Below are 14,153 nucleotides of genomic sequence, written 5' to 3' on the forward strand. Positions count from 1 at the left end.
ACTAACAGGATAAAACTGCAATCTGGTTGATAACTGAGAAATCTATTTGGCGCAAATCTACAGGAGTCAAAAGGGCAGGGGCTATTTTTATTGGTCCAATTCGCTTACCAAACTATTGTTGATAAGTATTGCAGGGGTATTTAACAACTATTGTATGACACTTAAGTCATTGCCGCCAATTTTCTCTTGATCAATGTTCATTCTCAACTTTGCTAACCCCTCTGGGGAAATTATATGAAAAGTAATGAACTAAAGGCCTTGCTGAAACGTCGGAGGATGCTACCAATTTTGGTCTTTAGTGGAATTATAATAGCTTCATCATTAGTCACTAGCCGGCAAAAACCACAAAGGTATGAAGGGCAGATTCCAGCGATACCGGTTCAGGTCATTGAAGTGGAAAGGGTGCCTGTTAGGGCCGAAACGATCACTTTTGGTGAAGTAATGCCGAGCCATATCCTAAAGGCTAATTCAGAAGTAAGTGGTCGTGTGGCTTCAGTATCAGCTGATTTAAAGCCAGGTGCAATAATATCCGCCGGAACTCCAATTTTAAATATTGACGCCACCAGCTATCGCTTGTCTGTAGCCCAAGCAGAGAGTGATCTGGCAGTTTGCAAGGCTAAATTGCAAGAGCTGGATGTTGAAGAGGCCAATAACAATCGCTCTCTGGAGATAGTACTGCGGACACTGGAGCTTGGAGAGCAGGAATTACAGCGAAAGCGGCAATTGGCCATTAAAGGCATTGTTTCCCGCTCGGCAGTGGATGCCGAAGAGCAAAGTGTACTGAAGTTGCGACAGGAGGTTGAGTTACAAAAGAGCCAGCTCTCCCTGTTTCCCACTCGCAGACAGGTAATTGAGGCGCAGATACGCCGCGCTGAAGCAAGGCTTGGTGAAAGTCAGTATCAATTGTCGCGAACTCAAATAAGCCTACCCTTCGATGCTCGAATCGGGGATGTATATATAGAGAAAGGCCAATCTGTCGCCCATGGGACCCGGCTCTTTAACGCCCATGGTATGGATCAGGTTGAGGTGTCTGCTGAACTGGCGATGTCCCAGATAGCCCCTCTTTTTCGAAGTCTGGAATCTCTTGAAGAGCAAGCGCTTTCGATTGAAGAATTTTCAGATGCGTTATTGGGATTGGAGGCCAGGGTGAGCTTGGTGGGTGGAGTTGAACACCGGGAGTGGCGAGGTAGGGTAGTGAGAGTCGCGGGTACCATGGATACCACAAGTAGAACCCTGTCAGTAGTCGTCGAGGTCGATAATCCCTATCAAAATATCGTAGCCGAGGGACGGTCGCCACTATTTAGAGGTATGTATGCCAGGGTGAAACTGATAGCACCACCTTCACTAGCTCTGGCCATCCCTCGTAGAGCTTTGCATGAGGGCCGGGTATACCTGGTTGAAAATGGACAGCTGAAAATTCAAGCCATAAAAGTGGACTATTACCAAGGGGATTCAGTTGTGGTGCGCTCTGGCCTAGTGCCTGGAGATCAAGTGATCATTACTGATGTAATACCGGCTCTGAATGGAACAACCGTATCTATTGTTGGTCGTGGGGTTGTGGATTCAAGCCTGTCTATTGTCGCAGATGGAGCCGTAAAGTGATTTGCTTTTTCGCGAATCATCCAACTGCAGCGAATTTGTTGATGGTAGGGCTAATGTTGGCTGGTTTTTTCGTTCTGCCAACGATGAAGCGGGAGACGATGCCGGAAATCGATAAGTTTGAAGTGCAAGTCTCTGTACTTTATTCCGGTGCGGCTACCGCTGAAGTTGAAGACAGCATCTGCCTTCCGCTCGAAGAGGCAACGGATGGCATCCCATTTATCCTTGAGCGCCGGTGTGAAGCGAAAGACAACTTCGGAGTTATGACCCTGAAAATGCAGGAAGCGGGCAACATGGGCCAGTTTCTTGCTGATGTTGAATCTGCCGTAGATGCGATAGATTCTCTACCTGCTGAAATTGAAAGGCCTGTTATCGAAGAGCTGGGGCGCACTCAGCCGGTGGTAAGTGTTGCTTTAAGTGCGGATTTGCCCCTCACTCAGCTCAACCAGCTGGCCGAACACTACCGCCGGGAGTTACTTAGGCACCCACTGATTCCCATTGTCAAAATTTCAGGGTTTTCAGACCATCAACTGCAAGTGGAAATTTCCGATCATAACTTACGACAGTATGGACTCAGCGTTGCTGATCTCGCAGCAATTATTGATAAGCAGGCCATAGATATGCCTGCCGGTAAAGTAACAGCCCCTGATCGGGAGTATCAGGTACGTTTTAGCGAAAAACGGCACACGGCGGCTGAACTTGAGGAATTGGTAGTCGTAAAAGGAAGGGGTGGTGCGGAAGTGCGTCTGGGAGATATCGCTACTATCCACGATAGCTTTGAAAAAGAAGAAGAGAAAATTACTTTTGATGGGCAGCGTGCGGCATTGTTAGTTGTCCGGAAAAATAGTGTGGATGACAGCTTGCGGGTACTGGAAGCAGTCAGGGAGTTCGTAAAATCGGAAAATGCCAAGTTGCCCGATGAGATGCGCTTGGTACTTACCCAGGATAGCGCCTCAATTGTTGCCGATCGTTTGCGTATGATTATTACCAATGCCTGGCAAGGGCTTATCCTGGTCGCGCTGACTCTCTATTTATTTTTTAGTGGTCGATATGTTTTTTGGGTGGTGATGGGCTTACCCGTTTCGTTTCTCGGAGCCTTTGCTGTGATCACTGCTCTGGGTGTCTCCATCAATATGATTAGTTTGGTGGGGTTGCTGATAGCAATCGGTATCTTAATGGATGATGCCATTGTACTTTCAGAGAGCATAGCTACTGAGTACCGGGATGGGCGTACACCTTTGCAGGCGGTGGTTGTTGGCACCAAGCGTGTAGCAAGGGGAGTGCTTTCTTCTTTTATCACCACGGTAGTGGTCTTTTCCGGTTTAGCTTTTATCAAAGGGGATATGGGACAGGTCCTCAAGGTTTTACCCATAGTTTTAATCTCTGTACTGGTGGTTAGCCTGATCGAGGCCTTTCTAATTCTCCCTGCTCATTTGCGCCATGCACTTTCCCATAAGGAGGTTATACCTGCTTGGAAAGTTTCTTTTGCCCAGCGATTTGAATGGTTGCGAGAGTGTGTTGGGCGCATTGCTGATAAGGCGGTGGAGTATCGGTATGTATTTGTTGGCGGGGTAGTGGGGTTGTTTTTTATCACTGTGAGTTTATTACCTGCGGGTATAGTCAAATTCCAGGGGTTTCCCACCTTAGAGGGAGATTTGCTGCAGGCCCGAATCCTGATGCCTCAGGGAACCTCCCTGGAAGAGATGGAAAAATTATTGGATTATCAAAAGAGGGCATTGTACCGGGCTGTCGATCAGTTATCAGAAAGGGAAGTTGCTCCGCTCATTGAACATATTAGTGTGACTTACGGTGTGAATGGAGATGCCTTTGAGAGCGGGGCCCACGTAGCCACGATTAATGCCGATCTATTGGCCGCAGAAATTCGTCACACAAGTATCAATGAATTACGCCAGGCCTGGGATAATACTGCCGGTGATGTTCCTGGGGCGATTGCGATTCTATATAAGGAGCCATCACCGGGGCCAGCAGGTCGAGCTATATATCTTCGCCTGGCTGGCTTGGATATAGACCAGCTGAAAGGAATATCTATTCGCTTGCAGAACTGGCTACAGAGATATGAAGGTGTGGTGAATGTGCTGGACGACCTGCGTCCTGGAAAACCACAGCTCACGGTGAGGATGCGGGAGGGCGTTTACGCCTCGGGCATTGATGCAAGTGTAGTTGCGCACCAATTGCGAGCTGCCTACCAGGGCACTGAGATTGATGAAGTACAGTACCAGGGAGAGACTTACGAAATTCGTGTTCGTTTGGATGAGCAATCCCGCAGTGCGCTATCCCGTTTTGATGAGCTTGTAATTATTCACCCTGAGACAAGGCAGCGCGTACCCCTATTGGCAATTGCCGATATCGAAATGCACCGGGACTACGCGCGGCTTCAGAGAGTTAATGGCGAGCGTGTGGTTACTGTGTTCGCAGATGTATTTACGGAACGAGCTAATACCAGCGAGATTTTACTGGATACCCAGCAGAACTTTTTTGCCCCGCTTGAGAAGGAATTTCCCAGCCTGAGAGTAACCATGAAGGGAGAGATTGAAAATAGCCTGGTAACTGGTCTTTCTATGGGCAAGGCGCTATTGATCGGAGCTATCGGGATCTACTTATTGCTGTCGCTACAGTTCCGCAGCTATACCGAGCCTGTAATCGTGATGATGGCGATTCCCCTGGCTTTAATAGGTGTAGTCTGGGGACATATTATTATGGGGCAAAATATGACGATGCCCAGTATGATGGGATTTGTCTCTCTCACTGGAATTGTGGTGAATGATTCAATTCTGTTGGTAGAGTTTGTGAAGCTCCGCGTTCGAAAGGGAATGGATGTTCACACGGCGGCGAGTCAAGCCAGCCGCGACCGGTTCAGGGCTATTTTCCTTACCTCACTGACAACAGTAGCCGGCTTGCTTCCGCTGATGTTCGAAACCAGCCTTCAAGCCCAGATACTGATTCCACTGGTGACCAGTATTGTATTTGGGATAAGTAGTTCAACCGTTTTGATTCTGTTAGTCCTGCCAGCCCTTTATGGCATTCTCAAGGACTTTGGCTTAACTGAGAGAATTCAGGAGCCGTTAGACGGATTACCTGAAGATATCGCCGCTTCTACGACTTAAGTTAGCACCCGGATAATCTTGAATGTAGTAGCTGGAATAAGCGGTAGAAGAAGGAAGATAAAAGAGAAGGCAGTGGTAATGCTTTGGGCTCCGGGAAGAATTATTCATCAATTCTTAATTAGCGCACTTGTACGAGTATCCAATTTAGGGTTTCGGGGTTGTTTTAAGTAGTCGAATGTTTTATGTGCGTCACGGAATAAGTAGCGAATAGTCCTTGTTGTCCTCTTTACTTCAATTGATAATCAGGAAGATAAATTTGAACTTGTCTTCTTTTGTACAGATTCACTCTCAAAATGATTAGAAAATACAATAAAAATGACTATCCACGTGTGCTGGATATATATGCCCGTTCAAAACTCGATGAGTTACGGTTTGAAAGCCGGAGTTTCAATTTGCTGCCGCTGGATAAAGATCAAAAACGTTTGGCTCAGCTGATGGAGTCGGACATTTATGTGTATGAAAAAGGTGATGTTCTTGGCTATGGTGCGCGATATAAAGATGAGATTCGTGCACTGTTTGTTCACCCATCGTTTAGAGGTCAGGGGATAGGGCGGGAGTTGCTGGAGTACCTGTTAGGGGAAATCAGTGGCGCTGTATACCTGCAGGTTGCCAAGACCAACGACCCGGTGAAAAACCTTTATCGCAAATATGGTTTTGTGGTGACCGGGGAGCTGCAAACTACCTACAGCGGGGTCCCTGTACTTGCCAATGAGATGGTTCGCCCACCCAGCGCCAGCTAAATACAGAAACGCTTATGCTACAGGATTATCAGCAGGTGTTGTTCTCAAAACATTCCTCCAGAAACCTCCAAAAGGCATCCAGCTTGGCGGAGGCGGCTCTTCTCTGCTGATACACCGCAAAAAGTGGCCTGCTTGATTGCTGCCAATCCGGCAGAACCTGAACCAAGTTACCTGCCGTAATATCCCGCTCTACCAAATAATCGTAAAGGCAGGCTATACCGGCGCCAGATAGGGCTGCTTGGTAGAGGGAATAGTAGTTATTACTTGAAAAGTAGGGCTTGGGGGCAATCGTGATCGATTCCTGCCCCTTTTGAAAGGTCCAGGAGAGTGGATCGCGGCTGTACTTGTAACACAGTAGTTGGAATTTATTGAATTGGTCCGGGGAGGAAAAAGACTTAATCCTTGCCAGGTACTCAGGAGATGCTACCAGGAGCCGATCGTGCCGGCCGATTTGATGAGAGTACAGCGTTGATTGGGGCTGCGCAGGCTGGGAGCGCAATGCCAGGTCAAACCCTTCACCGGTAAGATCCCGAAGCTGATCATCCAGAATCAGGTCCAAACGGATATCCGGGTGCTCAGTTGTAAACTTCGGTAGCCTAGGTGCCAGCCAGAACTGCCCCAGAGCCGTTGGGGCGGTAATCCGCAACAATCCAGAGGGCTGCCCCTTGGAGCTGGTTAGTCGCTCTTCCACTTCCCGTAGATCATTAAGGACACGCTCTGTGGTTTCCAGGTAGTCCCGCCCCGCATCCGTAAGGCTTTGGGATCGGGTAGTACGGTGAATCAGCCGAGTACCCAGTCGCTGCTCAAGCTGTTGGAGGGCCTTGCTCACAGCAGACACCGTGGACCCCAATTCCCGGGCGGCACGGGTAAATGACCCCAATCGCGCCACCGTAGTGAACACCTGAATTAAGTGGAACCGGTCCAAAGGAACCTCCAATAATTTCCTGTTGGGAAAAAGTGAATATCAAATTTATGCTATTAACGCATTTATAGGAAAAAGTCACAATATCTCGGCAGATCGACAAGTTAAGAAGGGTTTCTGATGAGAGTGATTGTATTGCTATGCCTGATTTTGGTTCCCAGCGCTTTTACGCTGGCCGAGGCGCCCCTAAACAGCCAGCCATTTCACGTCAAGGGTGGTGATTTTAAGTTGCCAGTGGGGTGGCACTTTGGGGAGGTTGCGGGGGTGGTCCGCAGGGAGAATGGCCACTTTGTTGTGTTTCACCGAGGGTCTCATTCGCTGTTGGAGTTCGATGGACAGCGGCGTTTTGTTCGCGAAATCGGCGCGGGACTGTTTGAAAATCCGCATGGTCTTCGTATAGACCATAAAGGCAATATTTGGACTACCGATACTACCACGCACCTGGTATTGAAATTTGCACCTGATGGCGAAGTAGCCATGGTATTGGGGAAGCGAGGTACAGCCAGTGAAGGCTGGTTTGATCGCGACTACAACTTGGTGCTGTTCGATCAGCCCCAAGATGTTGCGGTGGATAGAAATGGATTTATTTATGTGGTGGATAAAGGCAACAGCCGCATCGTAAAGCTGGATAAGAATGGCCTTTTGGTAACCACCTGGGGTGGTCAGGGGGAGGCCCCTGGAGAGTTTAATTTCCCTCACTCCATTGTGATTGATTCCGAGGGGCAGTTATATATTGCCGATCGTGAAAATCGCCGGGTACAGATCTTTGATTCAAAGGGTAAATATTTAACTCAATGGAGTGGAATAGGTTACCCCTATGTCCTGTTTCTCAAAGGTGATGCTTTGTGGATGACAGATGCGCGGGCCGAGGAAGTGCGACAGTACGACCTGTCTGGTGATCTCAAGATGCGCTATCAAGGCCAGCCTGGGCGGGGACAGAAGCAGTTTGGCTTTGTGCATGGGATCTATGTGGATGGCGACGGACTTTGGGTGTCCCATATCTTGAATTGGACCATCAATCGCTTATTGCCAGCGGATACACTACCCGCTCCGATCATGTAGCTTTTCTTTCAAAATTCACCTGGGAGTATTTATGCCTCACTGTGTTATCCAGTGTCCTTCTAACCTACTTGAGTCGGTAGATGTTGATAGCTTACTGACTTCTATCCATGCCGCTGCAGATCAGTCTGCACTCTTTGAGTCGGGGGATATTAAAGTTCGTTTGTTACCTGTCGAGCATTATTTGGTTGGACCTGAACCAGCACCGTTTGTACACCTGGAATGTAGTCTGCTTTCTGGTAGAAGTATTGAGCAGCGACAAAACTTGGCTCATTTACTAGCCAAGGCACTGTGTGCAGCCGTACCCGATGTGGAGATGGTTTCTGTAGAGGTCCGCGAGATTGTGCGAGCTACATATTGTAATCGCGCTGCATTGGGACTCGCTGCGTAGCTTATTTCCTGTGTTTAAGTGTGCCGGGGTGAACTACGAGAAAGCTTCGGCAAAAGGTACTCATTCGCACAAGTGGAGGGCTTGGCCCCCACTTGTGCACTTTCAAGCCGGTTAGAGGCAGTAGCCCCCATCAACCTTCAGGTGTGCATTTCGCATACCGACTGAGTGATCTGTGGCCAGGTAGTGGATTGCTGGCACTATGTCATCTACCTCAAGTGCACGGCCCAGTGGCGTTACCATCATACTCTCTGCGAGACTTTGAATGTCTGATTGGCTCATGCCGGCTTTTTCCTGGATTTCGGTCAGGGTGATTCCGGGGCGTACGCTATTTATACGAATTCCCCTCACCGCTAACTCCGCATTCAGGACCTGGGCATAACCTTCAATGGCAGACTTACTCGCGCTATAAGCGGAAGTTCCCGAAAAGGTTTTCTCTACGGCAATACTTGAAAGCAAAACCACGCTGGAGGGGTTATTCATCATCGGTAGTAATTTTTGCAGCGTGAAAAAAGGTCCCTTCACATTGATATCAAAAGTGTGATCGAAGAGGGCTTCATCGGTTTCCTCAAATATCCCAGGCTTGAAAATACCGGCATTCAAGATAAGGGCATCCAGTTTAACCTCATCGTTTTGTAATTTTTTTCCCAGTTGCTCAATTTGGTCGAGTTTTCCACTATCACATAGGTGGCAGGTCAGCTGGCCGCTACTCCCAAAGAGACCCGCGATATCCTCGGCTGTTTGTTCCAGTTTTTCAGCATTTCGGCCCGTGATGATGACTTGCCAGCCCTCGGATAAAAATTGTTTAGCTGTTGCGAGTCCAATACCGGCAGTGCCACCAGTGATTGTGATGGTTTTTGTTCTCTGCTGGTGTCCCATAGATCCTCTCTTGCGATTGTAATGGTGCAATGAATGGCAGTTGCCAAGATTAGGCTTAGGAGGATATGTTGTTAGACTGGTATCAATAAGACACCGTTAGGGCAACACTTTGGTTCTAATTTGGAAGCAATGAGGCAGAATGCAGCATCTACATCAATACTTGGGACATTTGTACGTTTTCCGGTTGGTCATTGAGCAAGGCAGTTTTCAGGGAGCAGCTAATCAGCTGGGCTTACCTCGCTCATCAGTCAGCAAAAAGTTGGCACAGCTGGAGGGGTTTGTTGATCAGCGTCTATTGCACAGAAGTACGCGGCAATTGCGCCTTACGGATGCCGGTGCTGCTTTGTTGCAAGCAACTGAGACTATGGCTCAGCTAATGAGCAATACCGAACACCTGATCCTCTCCCACCAGGATGAAGCTGTTGGTAGAGTTAAAATAAGTTGCTCTACCTTAATGGGGCAGCGGTACTTATTGCCATCCATACCATTACTAAAGCAACGTTACCCAAAAATTACTTTTCAAGTGAACTTAAGCGATAAGGTTGTGAACTTACTGGATGAAGGAGTTGATATTGCGATTCGCACGGGGCATTTGCCGGACTCTTCATTGGTAGCGCGCCGAATAGGTGAAAAGCGTTGGGGGTGGTTTGCCAGCCCGGATTATTTGGAGAATCGGGGTGAGCCTAATTCTCCAGATGATTTAAGCCAGCATCAATGCTTAGTGTTTAGTAACCAAACAACAACCATTGATCACTGGCACTTTTCTAACGATGATAACGAAATAAAGACTATTGCCATCGACCCGGCGATGGTGGTCGATGATGGTCGTACATTGGTTGAATTAGCTACAATGGGTCAAGGTATAGTTATGATTGATCCCCTTCTGGTGCGTAGCGAATTAGTAGAAGGTAAATTGATGTCTATCTTTCAGCAATGGAGAAGCCCTGAGTTGCAGCCGATCCATCTAGTGTGCTTGGGAAGGTCTATAAGAAGTAAAGCGGTAGAAGTAGTTTGGCAGGCATTGGTTGAGGGCTTGCAGAGGGATTTAATCCAGCCTTAAAAGCAAATATGGCAGGGTTTTACGTATTATCTCTTTTTTTCTTTTGAATTTCCTGAAGCTTCTTTCTTTTTAATTCTCTTTTCTTTTGGTAGTAGCGCTTGTCGACATATCTAAGCAGTAGCCATAAGACAAGCGCAGCAACAATGCCAATCAGGTATCCTTTCCCGTACATGTTATGTGCGACCTGCTGCTGGCCAGATTGATACTCTGTTCAACCAATCTGGCCTTTTTAAAAACCTGATTATTAGTAGGCAAAATAGGGCAGGTAAGAACTCCAGTCGGTCCATACGAGCTGCTGGACAGTTCTATTCACACCATTGGTTTGCATGTAAAAGTTCCACTGGCCAGTTTCCTTAACACCTATTACGTTTTTATTTTGCAGATTAATGGCCGCAAAGTTTGATTGAATCAAAATGTAACGATTAGGGTCCAGGCCGCCAACTTTAGAGGCATCGATTAGCTGAGTGACGTCTGTTCGCAAGTAGCTTCTCTGCGTGCTGGCAAATACACTGAGAGGTGTATTATTAATAATAGTTTGATTTACCTGGTTGTAACTATTAAATGGATGGGGTTGCAAGTGTCCCATAGAGAGCTGGCCACCACCCCAGTCAAGAATGATTAAACTACAACCAGTTTGACGCTCGGTTACCCAGAAATCCGCATTTGCTGTATTGGGCCGTAATAGCGCAGTATATCGATTCACAGAATTGTGTCCCCGCGTTGGGGTTGTGAGTGCCTGAATATAGATTCTACTGTCGTTATTTGGTGCACCCGGGCCAATATTGATATTTCCCATATTGAGTGAGAAAGGAACTCGGGCCAGTTGCGTTTGATGCCCAGGCTGGAGGCCGATTTGCAAGCGATAATTTTGTAGTGCAGTTTGTGGGTCAGCTTTCAGTGCTCTAAGTGCGTTACGCGAGTTTAATTGATCTTGTAGCGGCATGGCTATGGACTCCATTTCATCGATACCTGGCATGATACCGCATATTTTTGGCAGGTTTGTAGAGCCTGAGGATATAAAGTAATTACACTTCATTGCGAAGCGGTAGCTTTTATATTAAATGATTTTTTTTGATTTATGGTCGTCAAGGTGTTTGGGGAAGTATAAGCTAAGTAATTTAGAAAAATTGCTTTTTATGTAGGTGAGTTTTTGTCATATGTCTGCCAGCCCTGTCTTCTTTTTCTATAAATACCTTTCCTGGCCTAACTCAAGAGCAGAAAAGAATTTTAAACTTTTTTGAGGTATTCTCAGTAGTAATATTCACTTTTGAGTATATATGCCGCGTTTATGCAGCTCAAAATAGGTTAAATTTTATCTTCAGCTTTTATGGTTTGATTGATCTTATGGCGTTCTTGCCATTTTATATGGCTTCAGGGATGGACTTAAGGGCGCTTAGAATTGTTCGCTTATTTCAAGTTTTTAGAGTTTTAAAATTGTTACGCTACAGTAAGGCTGTTGCTCGATTTAGCCGTGCATTTCGTATGGTTAAGGAGGAATTGGTATTGTTTGGTGTAACAGCTCTGATCTTACTTTATTTGTCTGCTGTAGGTATCTATTACTTTGAGAGCGCTGCTCAGCCGGAACAATTTAAATCTATCTTTCACAGTTTGTGGTGGGCAGTTACAACCTTGACCACTGTGGGTTATGGTGACATGTATCCAGTTACTCTCGGTGGGAGAATATTTACTTTCTTTGTGCTTTTGATTGGTTTGGGAGTGGTTGCAATTCCGACAGGGCTTGTCGCTTCTGCTTTATCTAAAGCCCGGCTTGAAGATGTAGAAAGCGATTAGTAATAAGCGCTAATAGGGTATTTAATTGAATTCAATCGCTTTACTATTGATAAACAGCTGGGTATCAACGGGTGTAGCATTAGAAACGGTTTGAAGTGACATACAGGCTTGCCGGCAACAATGCATAAATTTGACAAGTTTTTCTTCTGGCTCATCGCTTTCAACAATCAAATGCATTTCCACTCTGTCACCCTTGCCGAAGACTTCTTCCGGTTTGATACCCCCAAAATTCAAAGTGGTTGAGAACTCAGTCTTTTGCTCTAGCCTTACGCTTTTTAATTTGATCTCGCCAAGTTTAGCCAGCATTTCGATGTGAGACATCAGGCAAAGGGCTAGTCCTGCAGAGAAGTACATAATTGGAGATGGAGCGCTGCCTCTACCGCCGACTGCTGTGCCTTCATCACAGATAAGCTCCCAGGTTCCGCCATTAGGAACGTTGGAGAATATGGTGGCTTTTTTTAGATGATGCCCCTCGTGCATTTGCTCGACATTAATATGGGCGTGAAACTTCAGTAGCTGGCCCTGTTTCACCTTATCGAGGTGTGGTGGTGCAAAGGTTACTTGGTGTGCATCTTCATCCAATTTGCGAACAATAGTAGAGCTAGACATTTCCCATTGAATTGGGTCCATCTTAAGGCTCCTCAGCTTCCTGAAATTGGGCTATCGGGTCGAAGAGAGATGTATCTGCGAGTCCCGATAGGTTTGATGAACAATAGTAAGATCAATCGAGGATAGGGTGGGAATGCTTATATTCCCACTCGTTGAGCAGGGGAAGCTCGCACTGTGAGACCTTTAGTCCAGTAAGGGAAGGGCAGTAAAGAGTGCGAGTTCATTTGCATAAGCTACAGCATCCTCTTTGGAGGAGAAGGTCTGTGCTTGGATTCCTTCGCTAACGCTACTATGGCGGAAAATTAACATAACCTGCCAGTTTGGTTGGTTACTTTTACGGTCAGAAGAGTGAGGTGAGTAAGAGATAATCTTCACTCCCTTGAAAATTGCCAGAGATTGCGTCTCTGTCCAGCTATGCCACAGGGCTTGTCGTTTGGAGGTATAGCTTTTAGCGTCACCATCGATGTAATGTGTTGTTTTAAAAGAAAATGTGATTGCCGCAAGTAGGGCGCAGAGAATGGTAGCACCCCAGGAGATTGCGGAGCCTCCATCGAGAGCAAAGCTCAGGCTGACAAGGAGCCAGGTCAGAATGAACCCGCCAAAAATATAGATTGGTATTTTATTGGACTGCAGTTCCATGTTTGCTGCTTTCCTGGTTTCCCCTAGGTGCAAGATTAGACGCCAGATTTCGGCCTCGATTTCCAAGCCGCATATTCTTATTTTTTTGATTGAAGAATATATATGACGGCTGTGCCTTACAGCACGGCAAAAGTACTCTTTTTATAGGGGCGTTATCAAGTGGGTAGCTTAATTTGTAGGGTACTGAAATTGAGTCTGGTATCTGGTTGGAGGGAAAGAGGCCCCTCATGGGCCTCTCAAAGGAGCAGGTTAAGAGGCGCGTGACTTTAGAGGCTCGCGTAATTGTTCGGCCATACCCAGCAGCAGAGACTCGGTAGTTTCCCAATCGATACATTTATCCGTAACGGAAACTCCGTACTCCATATCGCTGCGGTTCGGCAAGATTTTCTGGTTGCCGGCCTTAAGGTTACTTTCCACCATAATGCCAATAATGGAATGGTTGCCGTCGAGAATTTGGTGGGTCACGTTGTCGACTACCAGGGGCTGTAACTCGTGATTCTTGTTGGAGTTGGCATGGCTGCAGTCAACCATTATGTTTGGCACGATATTGGATTTGCGCAGCTCCTGCTCGCACATAGCGACGCTCACCGAGTCGTAATTGGGCTTGTCATTTCCCCCGCGAAGTACAACGTGACCGTATGGATTGCCGGCGGTGTGGATAATTGCGACCTGGCCGCGCTTGTTAATACCCAGGAACCGGTGGGGATTGGCAACGGACTGCAGGGCATTAATCGCCACTTCCAGGCCGCCGTCGGTACCGTTTTTAAAGCCCACGGCAGAGGAGAGCCCGCTGGCCATTTCCCGGTGAGTTTGTGACTCTGTAGTCCGTGCACCAATGGCAGACCATGAGATCAGGTCTTGCAGGTACTGGGGAGAGATCGGGTCCAGCGCTTCTGTCGCAGTGGGTAGCCCCAGCTCGGCGACATCCAGCAGTAGCTTGCGGCCGATATGCAGTCCTTCCTCTATCTTGAATGAGTCGTTCAAGTGAGGATCGTTGATCAGCCCCTTCCAGCCAACTGTGGTGCGGGGCTTCTCAAAATAGACACGCATTACAATCAGCAGGGTATCGGATACCTTGTCTGCTATTGCCCTTAAGCGCTTGGCATAATCCATTGCAGCGTCCACATCGTGAACGGAGCAAGGACCAATAACCACCATCAGGCGGTGGTCTTTGCGATCTAGGATGTCGCGCACGGCGGCGCGTCCTTTGGCGACTGTCGTCTCAGCGGCATCGCTAATGGGGAGTTCTGCTTTCAGCATCTCCGGGCTGATCAGTACTTCCTGGGAGACAACATTTAAGTCGTCGAACTGCTGTGTGGTCATGGCGTCTACTGGTTACTCT

Annotated in this window: 13 protein-coding genes; 7 read left to right on the forward strand and 6 right to left on the reverse strand. The window is 47.4% G+C overall.

Translation table 11 applies throughout. The annotated features are described in order from the left end of the window. The first annotated feature begins 234 nt into the window (after positions 1-234). The 3 genes from BTJ40_RS09885 to BTJ40_RS09895 all read left to right on the forward strand — a co-directional run bounded on the left by BTJ40_RS09885 (position 235) and on the right by BTJ40_RS09895 (position 5,464). Positions 235-1,602 carry an efflux RND transporter periplasmic adaptor subunit gene (locus BTJ40_RS09885; RefSeq protein ID WP_157953988.1) on the forward strand — a complete coding sequence of 456 codons (1,368 nt, stop codon included), beginning with the start codon at positions 235-237 and terminating at the stop codon, positions 1,600-1,602. After that, positions 1,599-4,724 carry an efflux RND transporter permease subunit gene (locus BTJ40_RS09890; RefSeq protein WP_108732934.1) on the forward strand — a complete coding sequence of 1,042 codons (3,126 nt, stop codon included), beginning with the start codon at positions 1,599-1,601 and terminating at the stop codon, positions 4,722-4,724. Before BTJ40_RS09885 ends, BTJ40_RS09890 begins: the two co-directional genes overlap by 4 nt. A gap of 293 nt (positions 4,725-5,017) precedes the next feature. Beyond that, a complete protein-coding gene (locus BTJ40_RS09895; protein ID WP_108732935.1) occupies positions 5,018-5,464 on the forward strand; it encodes a GNAT family N-acetyltransferase in 447 nt (148 codons plus the stop codon). 28 nt (positions 5,465-5,492) lie between these two features. Here the strand turns inward: BTJ40_RS09895 and BTJ40_RS09900 are convergent, their stop codons facing one another. Further along, a complete protein-coding gene (locus BTJ40_RS09900; protein WP_192879399.1) occupies positions 5,493-6,389 on the reverse strand; it encodes a LysR family transcriptional regulator in 897 nt (298 codons plus the stop codon). A 117-nt stretch (positions 6,390-6,506) separates the two neighbouring features. On the opposite strand from BTJ40_RS09900, the gene BTJ40_RS09905 reads away from it, so the two are divergent. Together BTJ40_RS09905 and BTJ40_RS09910 are read left to right on the forward strand one after the other, a co-directional pair. Further along, the gene (locus BTJ40_RS09905; RefSeq protein ID WP_108732937.1) at positions 6,507-7,448 is read left to right on the forward strand and encodes a peptidyl-alpha-hydroxyglycine alpha-amidating lyase family protein; all 942 of its coding nucleotides are present in this window, start codon (positions 6,507-6,509) and stop codon (positions 7,446-7,448) included. A gap of 31 nt (positions 7,449-7,479) precedes the next feature. Then, positions 7,480-7,836, forward strand: coding sequence for a 5-carboxymethyl-2-hydroxymuconate Delta-isomerase (locus tag BTJ40_RS09910; protein WP_108732938.1), 357 nt, complete (start codon positions 7,480-7,482; stop codon positions 7,834-7,836). Positions 7,837-7,947: 111 nt separating this feature from the next. Here BTJ40_RS09910 and BTJ40_RS09915 read toward each other — a convergent pair whose 3' ends face one another. After that, a complete protein-coding gene (locus BTJ40_RS09915; protein WP_108732939.1) occupies positions 7,948-8,712 on the reverse strand; it encodes an SDR family NAD(P)-dependent oxidoreductase in 765 nt (254 codons plus the stop codon). 139 nt (positions 8,713-8,851) lie between these two features. Between BTJ40_RS09915 and BTJ40_RS09920 the strand changes: the two genes are divergently transcribed. Then, positions 8,852-9,772, forward strand: coding sequence for a LysR family transcriptional regulator (locus BTJ40_RS09920; RefSeq protein ID WP_108732940.1), 921 nt, complete (start codon positions 8,852-8,854; stop codon positions 9,770-9,772). 244 nt (positions 9,773-10,016) lie between these two features. Here BTJ40_RS09920 and BTJ40_RS09925 read toward each other — a convergent pair whose 3' ends face one another. Then, complete coding sequence (locus BTJ40_RS09925) at positions 10,017-10,748, reverse strand: hypothetical protein (RefSeq protein WP_157953989.1); 732 nt, start codon at positions 10,746-10,748, stop codon at positions 10,017-10,019. A gap of 194 nt (positions 10,749-10,942) precedes the next feature. Between BTJ40_RS09925 and BTJ40_RS09930 the strand changes: the two genes are divergently transcribed. Further along, positions 10,943-11,563: an ion transporter gene (locus tag BTJ40_RS09930; protein WP_369974286.1), complete on the forward strand. Its 621-nt coding sequence runs from the start codon at positions 10,943-10,945 to the stop codon at positions 11,561-11,563. A 21-nt stretch (positions 11,564-11,584) separates the two neighbouring features. Here the strand turns inward: BTJ40_RS09930 and BTJ40_RS09935 are convergent, their stop codons facing one another. From BTJ40_RS09935 to BTJ40_RS09945, 3 genes are all read right to left on the reverse strand, one after another. Beyond that, positions 11,585-12,193, reverse strand: coding sequence for an OsmC family protein (locus BTJ40_RS09935; protein WP_108732943.1), 609 nt, complete (start codon positions 12,191-12,193; stop codon positions 11,585-11,587). 162 nt (positions 12,194-12,355) lie between these two features. Beyond that, positions 12,356-12,877: a hypothetical protein gene (locus BTJ40_RS09940; RefSeq protein ID WP_108732944.1), complete on the reverse strand. Its 522-nt coding sequence runs from the start codon at positions 12,875-12,877 to the stop codon at positions 12,356-12,358. 183 nt (positions 12,878-13,060) lie between these two features. Next, positions 13,061-14,134, reverse strand: a complete 1,074-nt coding sequence (locus tag BTJ40_RS09945) for a 3-deoxy-7-phosphoheptulonate synthase (protein WP_108732945.1) — start codon at positions 14,132-14,134, stop codon at positions 13,061-13,063. Positions 14,135-14,153 lie beyond the last annotated feature (19 nt).

Source organism: Microbulbifer sp. A4B17 (assembly GCF_003076275.1).
In the GTDB taxonomy this organism is placed as follows: domain Bacteria; phylum Pseudomonadota; class Gammaproteobacteria; order Pseudomonadales; family Cellvibrionaceae; genus Microbulbifer.

Excerpts from the sequence above, each read along its gene's own strand:
- BTJ40_RS09910 (WP_108732938.1), top strand. The coding sequence starts at position 7,480 with ATGCCTCACTGTGTTATCCAGTGTCCTTCTAACCTACTTGAGTCGGTA.
- BTJ40_RS09885 (WP_157953988.1), top strand. The coding sequence starts at position 235 with ATGAAAAGTAATGAACTAAAGGCCTTGCTGAAACGTCGGAGGATGCTA.
- BTJ40_RS09920 (WP_108732940.1), top strand. The coding sequence starts at position 8,852 with ATGCAGCATCTACATCAATACTTGGGACATTTGTACGTTTTCCGGTTG.
- BTJ40_RS09925 (WP_157953989.1), bottom strand. The coding sequence starts at position 10,748 with ATGCCAGGTATCGATGAAATGGAGTCCATAGCCATGCCGCTACAAGAT.
- BTJ40_RS09905 (WP_108732937.1), top strand. The coding sequence starts at position 6,507 with ATGAGAGTGATTGTATTGCTATGCCTGATTTTGGTTCCCAGCGCTTTT.
- BTJ40_RS09935 (WP_108732943.1), bottom strand. The coding sequence starts at position 12,193 with ATGGACCCAATTCAATGGGAAATGTCTAGCTCTACTATTGTTCGCAAA.
- BTJ40_RS09945 (WP_108732945.1), bottom strand. The coding sequence starts at position 14,134 with ATGACCACACAGCAGTTCGACGACTTAAATGTTGTCTCCCAGGAAGTA.
- BTJ40_RS09915 (WP_108732939.1), bottom strand. The coding sequence starts at position 8,712 with ATGGGACACCAGCAGAGAACAAAAACCATCACAATCACTGGTGGCACT.
- BTJ40_RS09895 (WP_108732935.1), top strand. The coding sequence starts at position 5,018 with ATGATTAGAAAATACAATAAAAATGACTATCCACGTGTGCTGGATATA.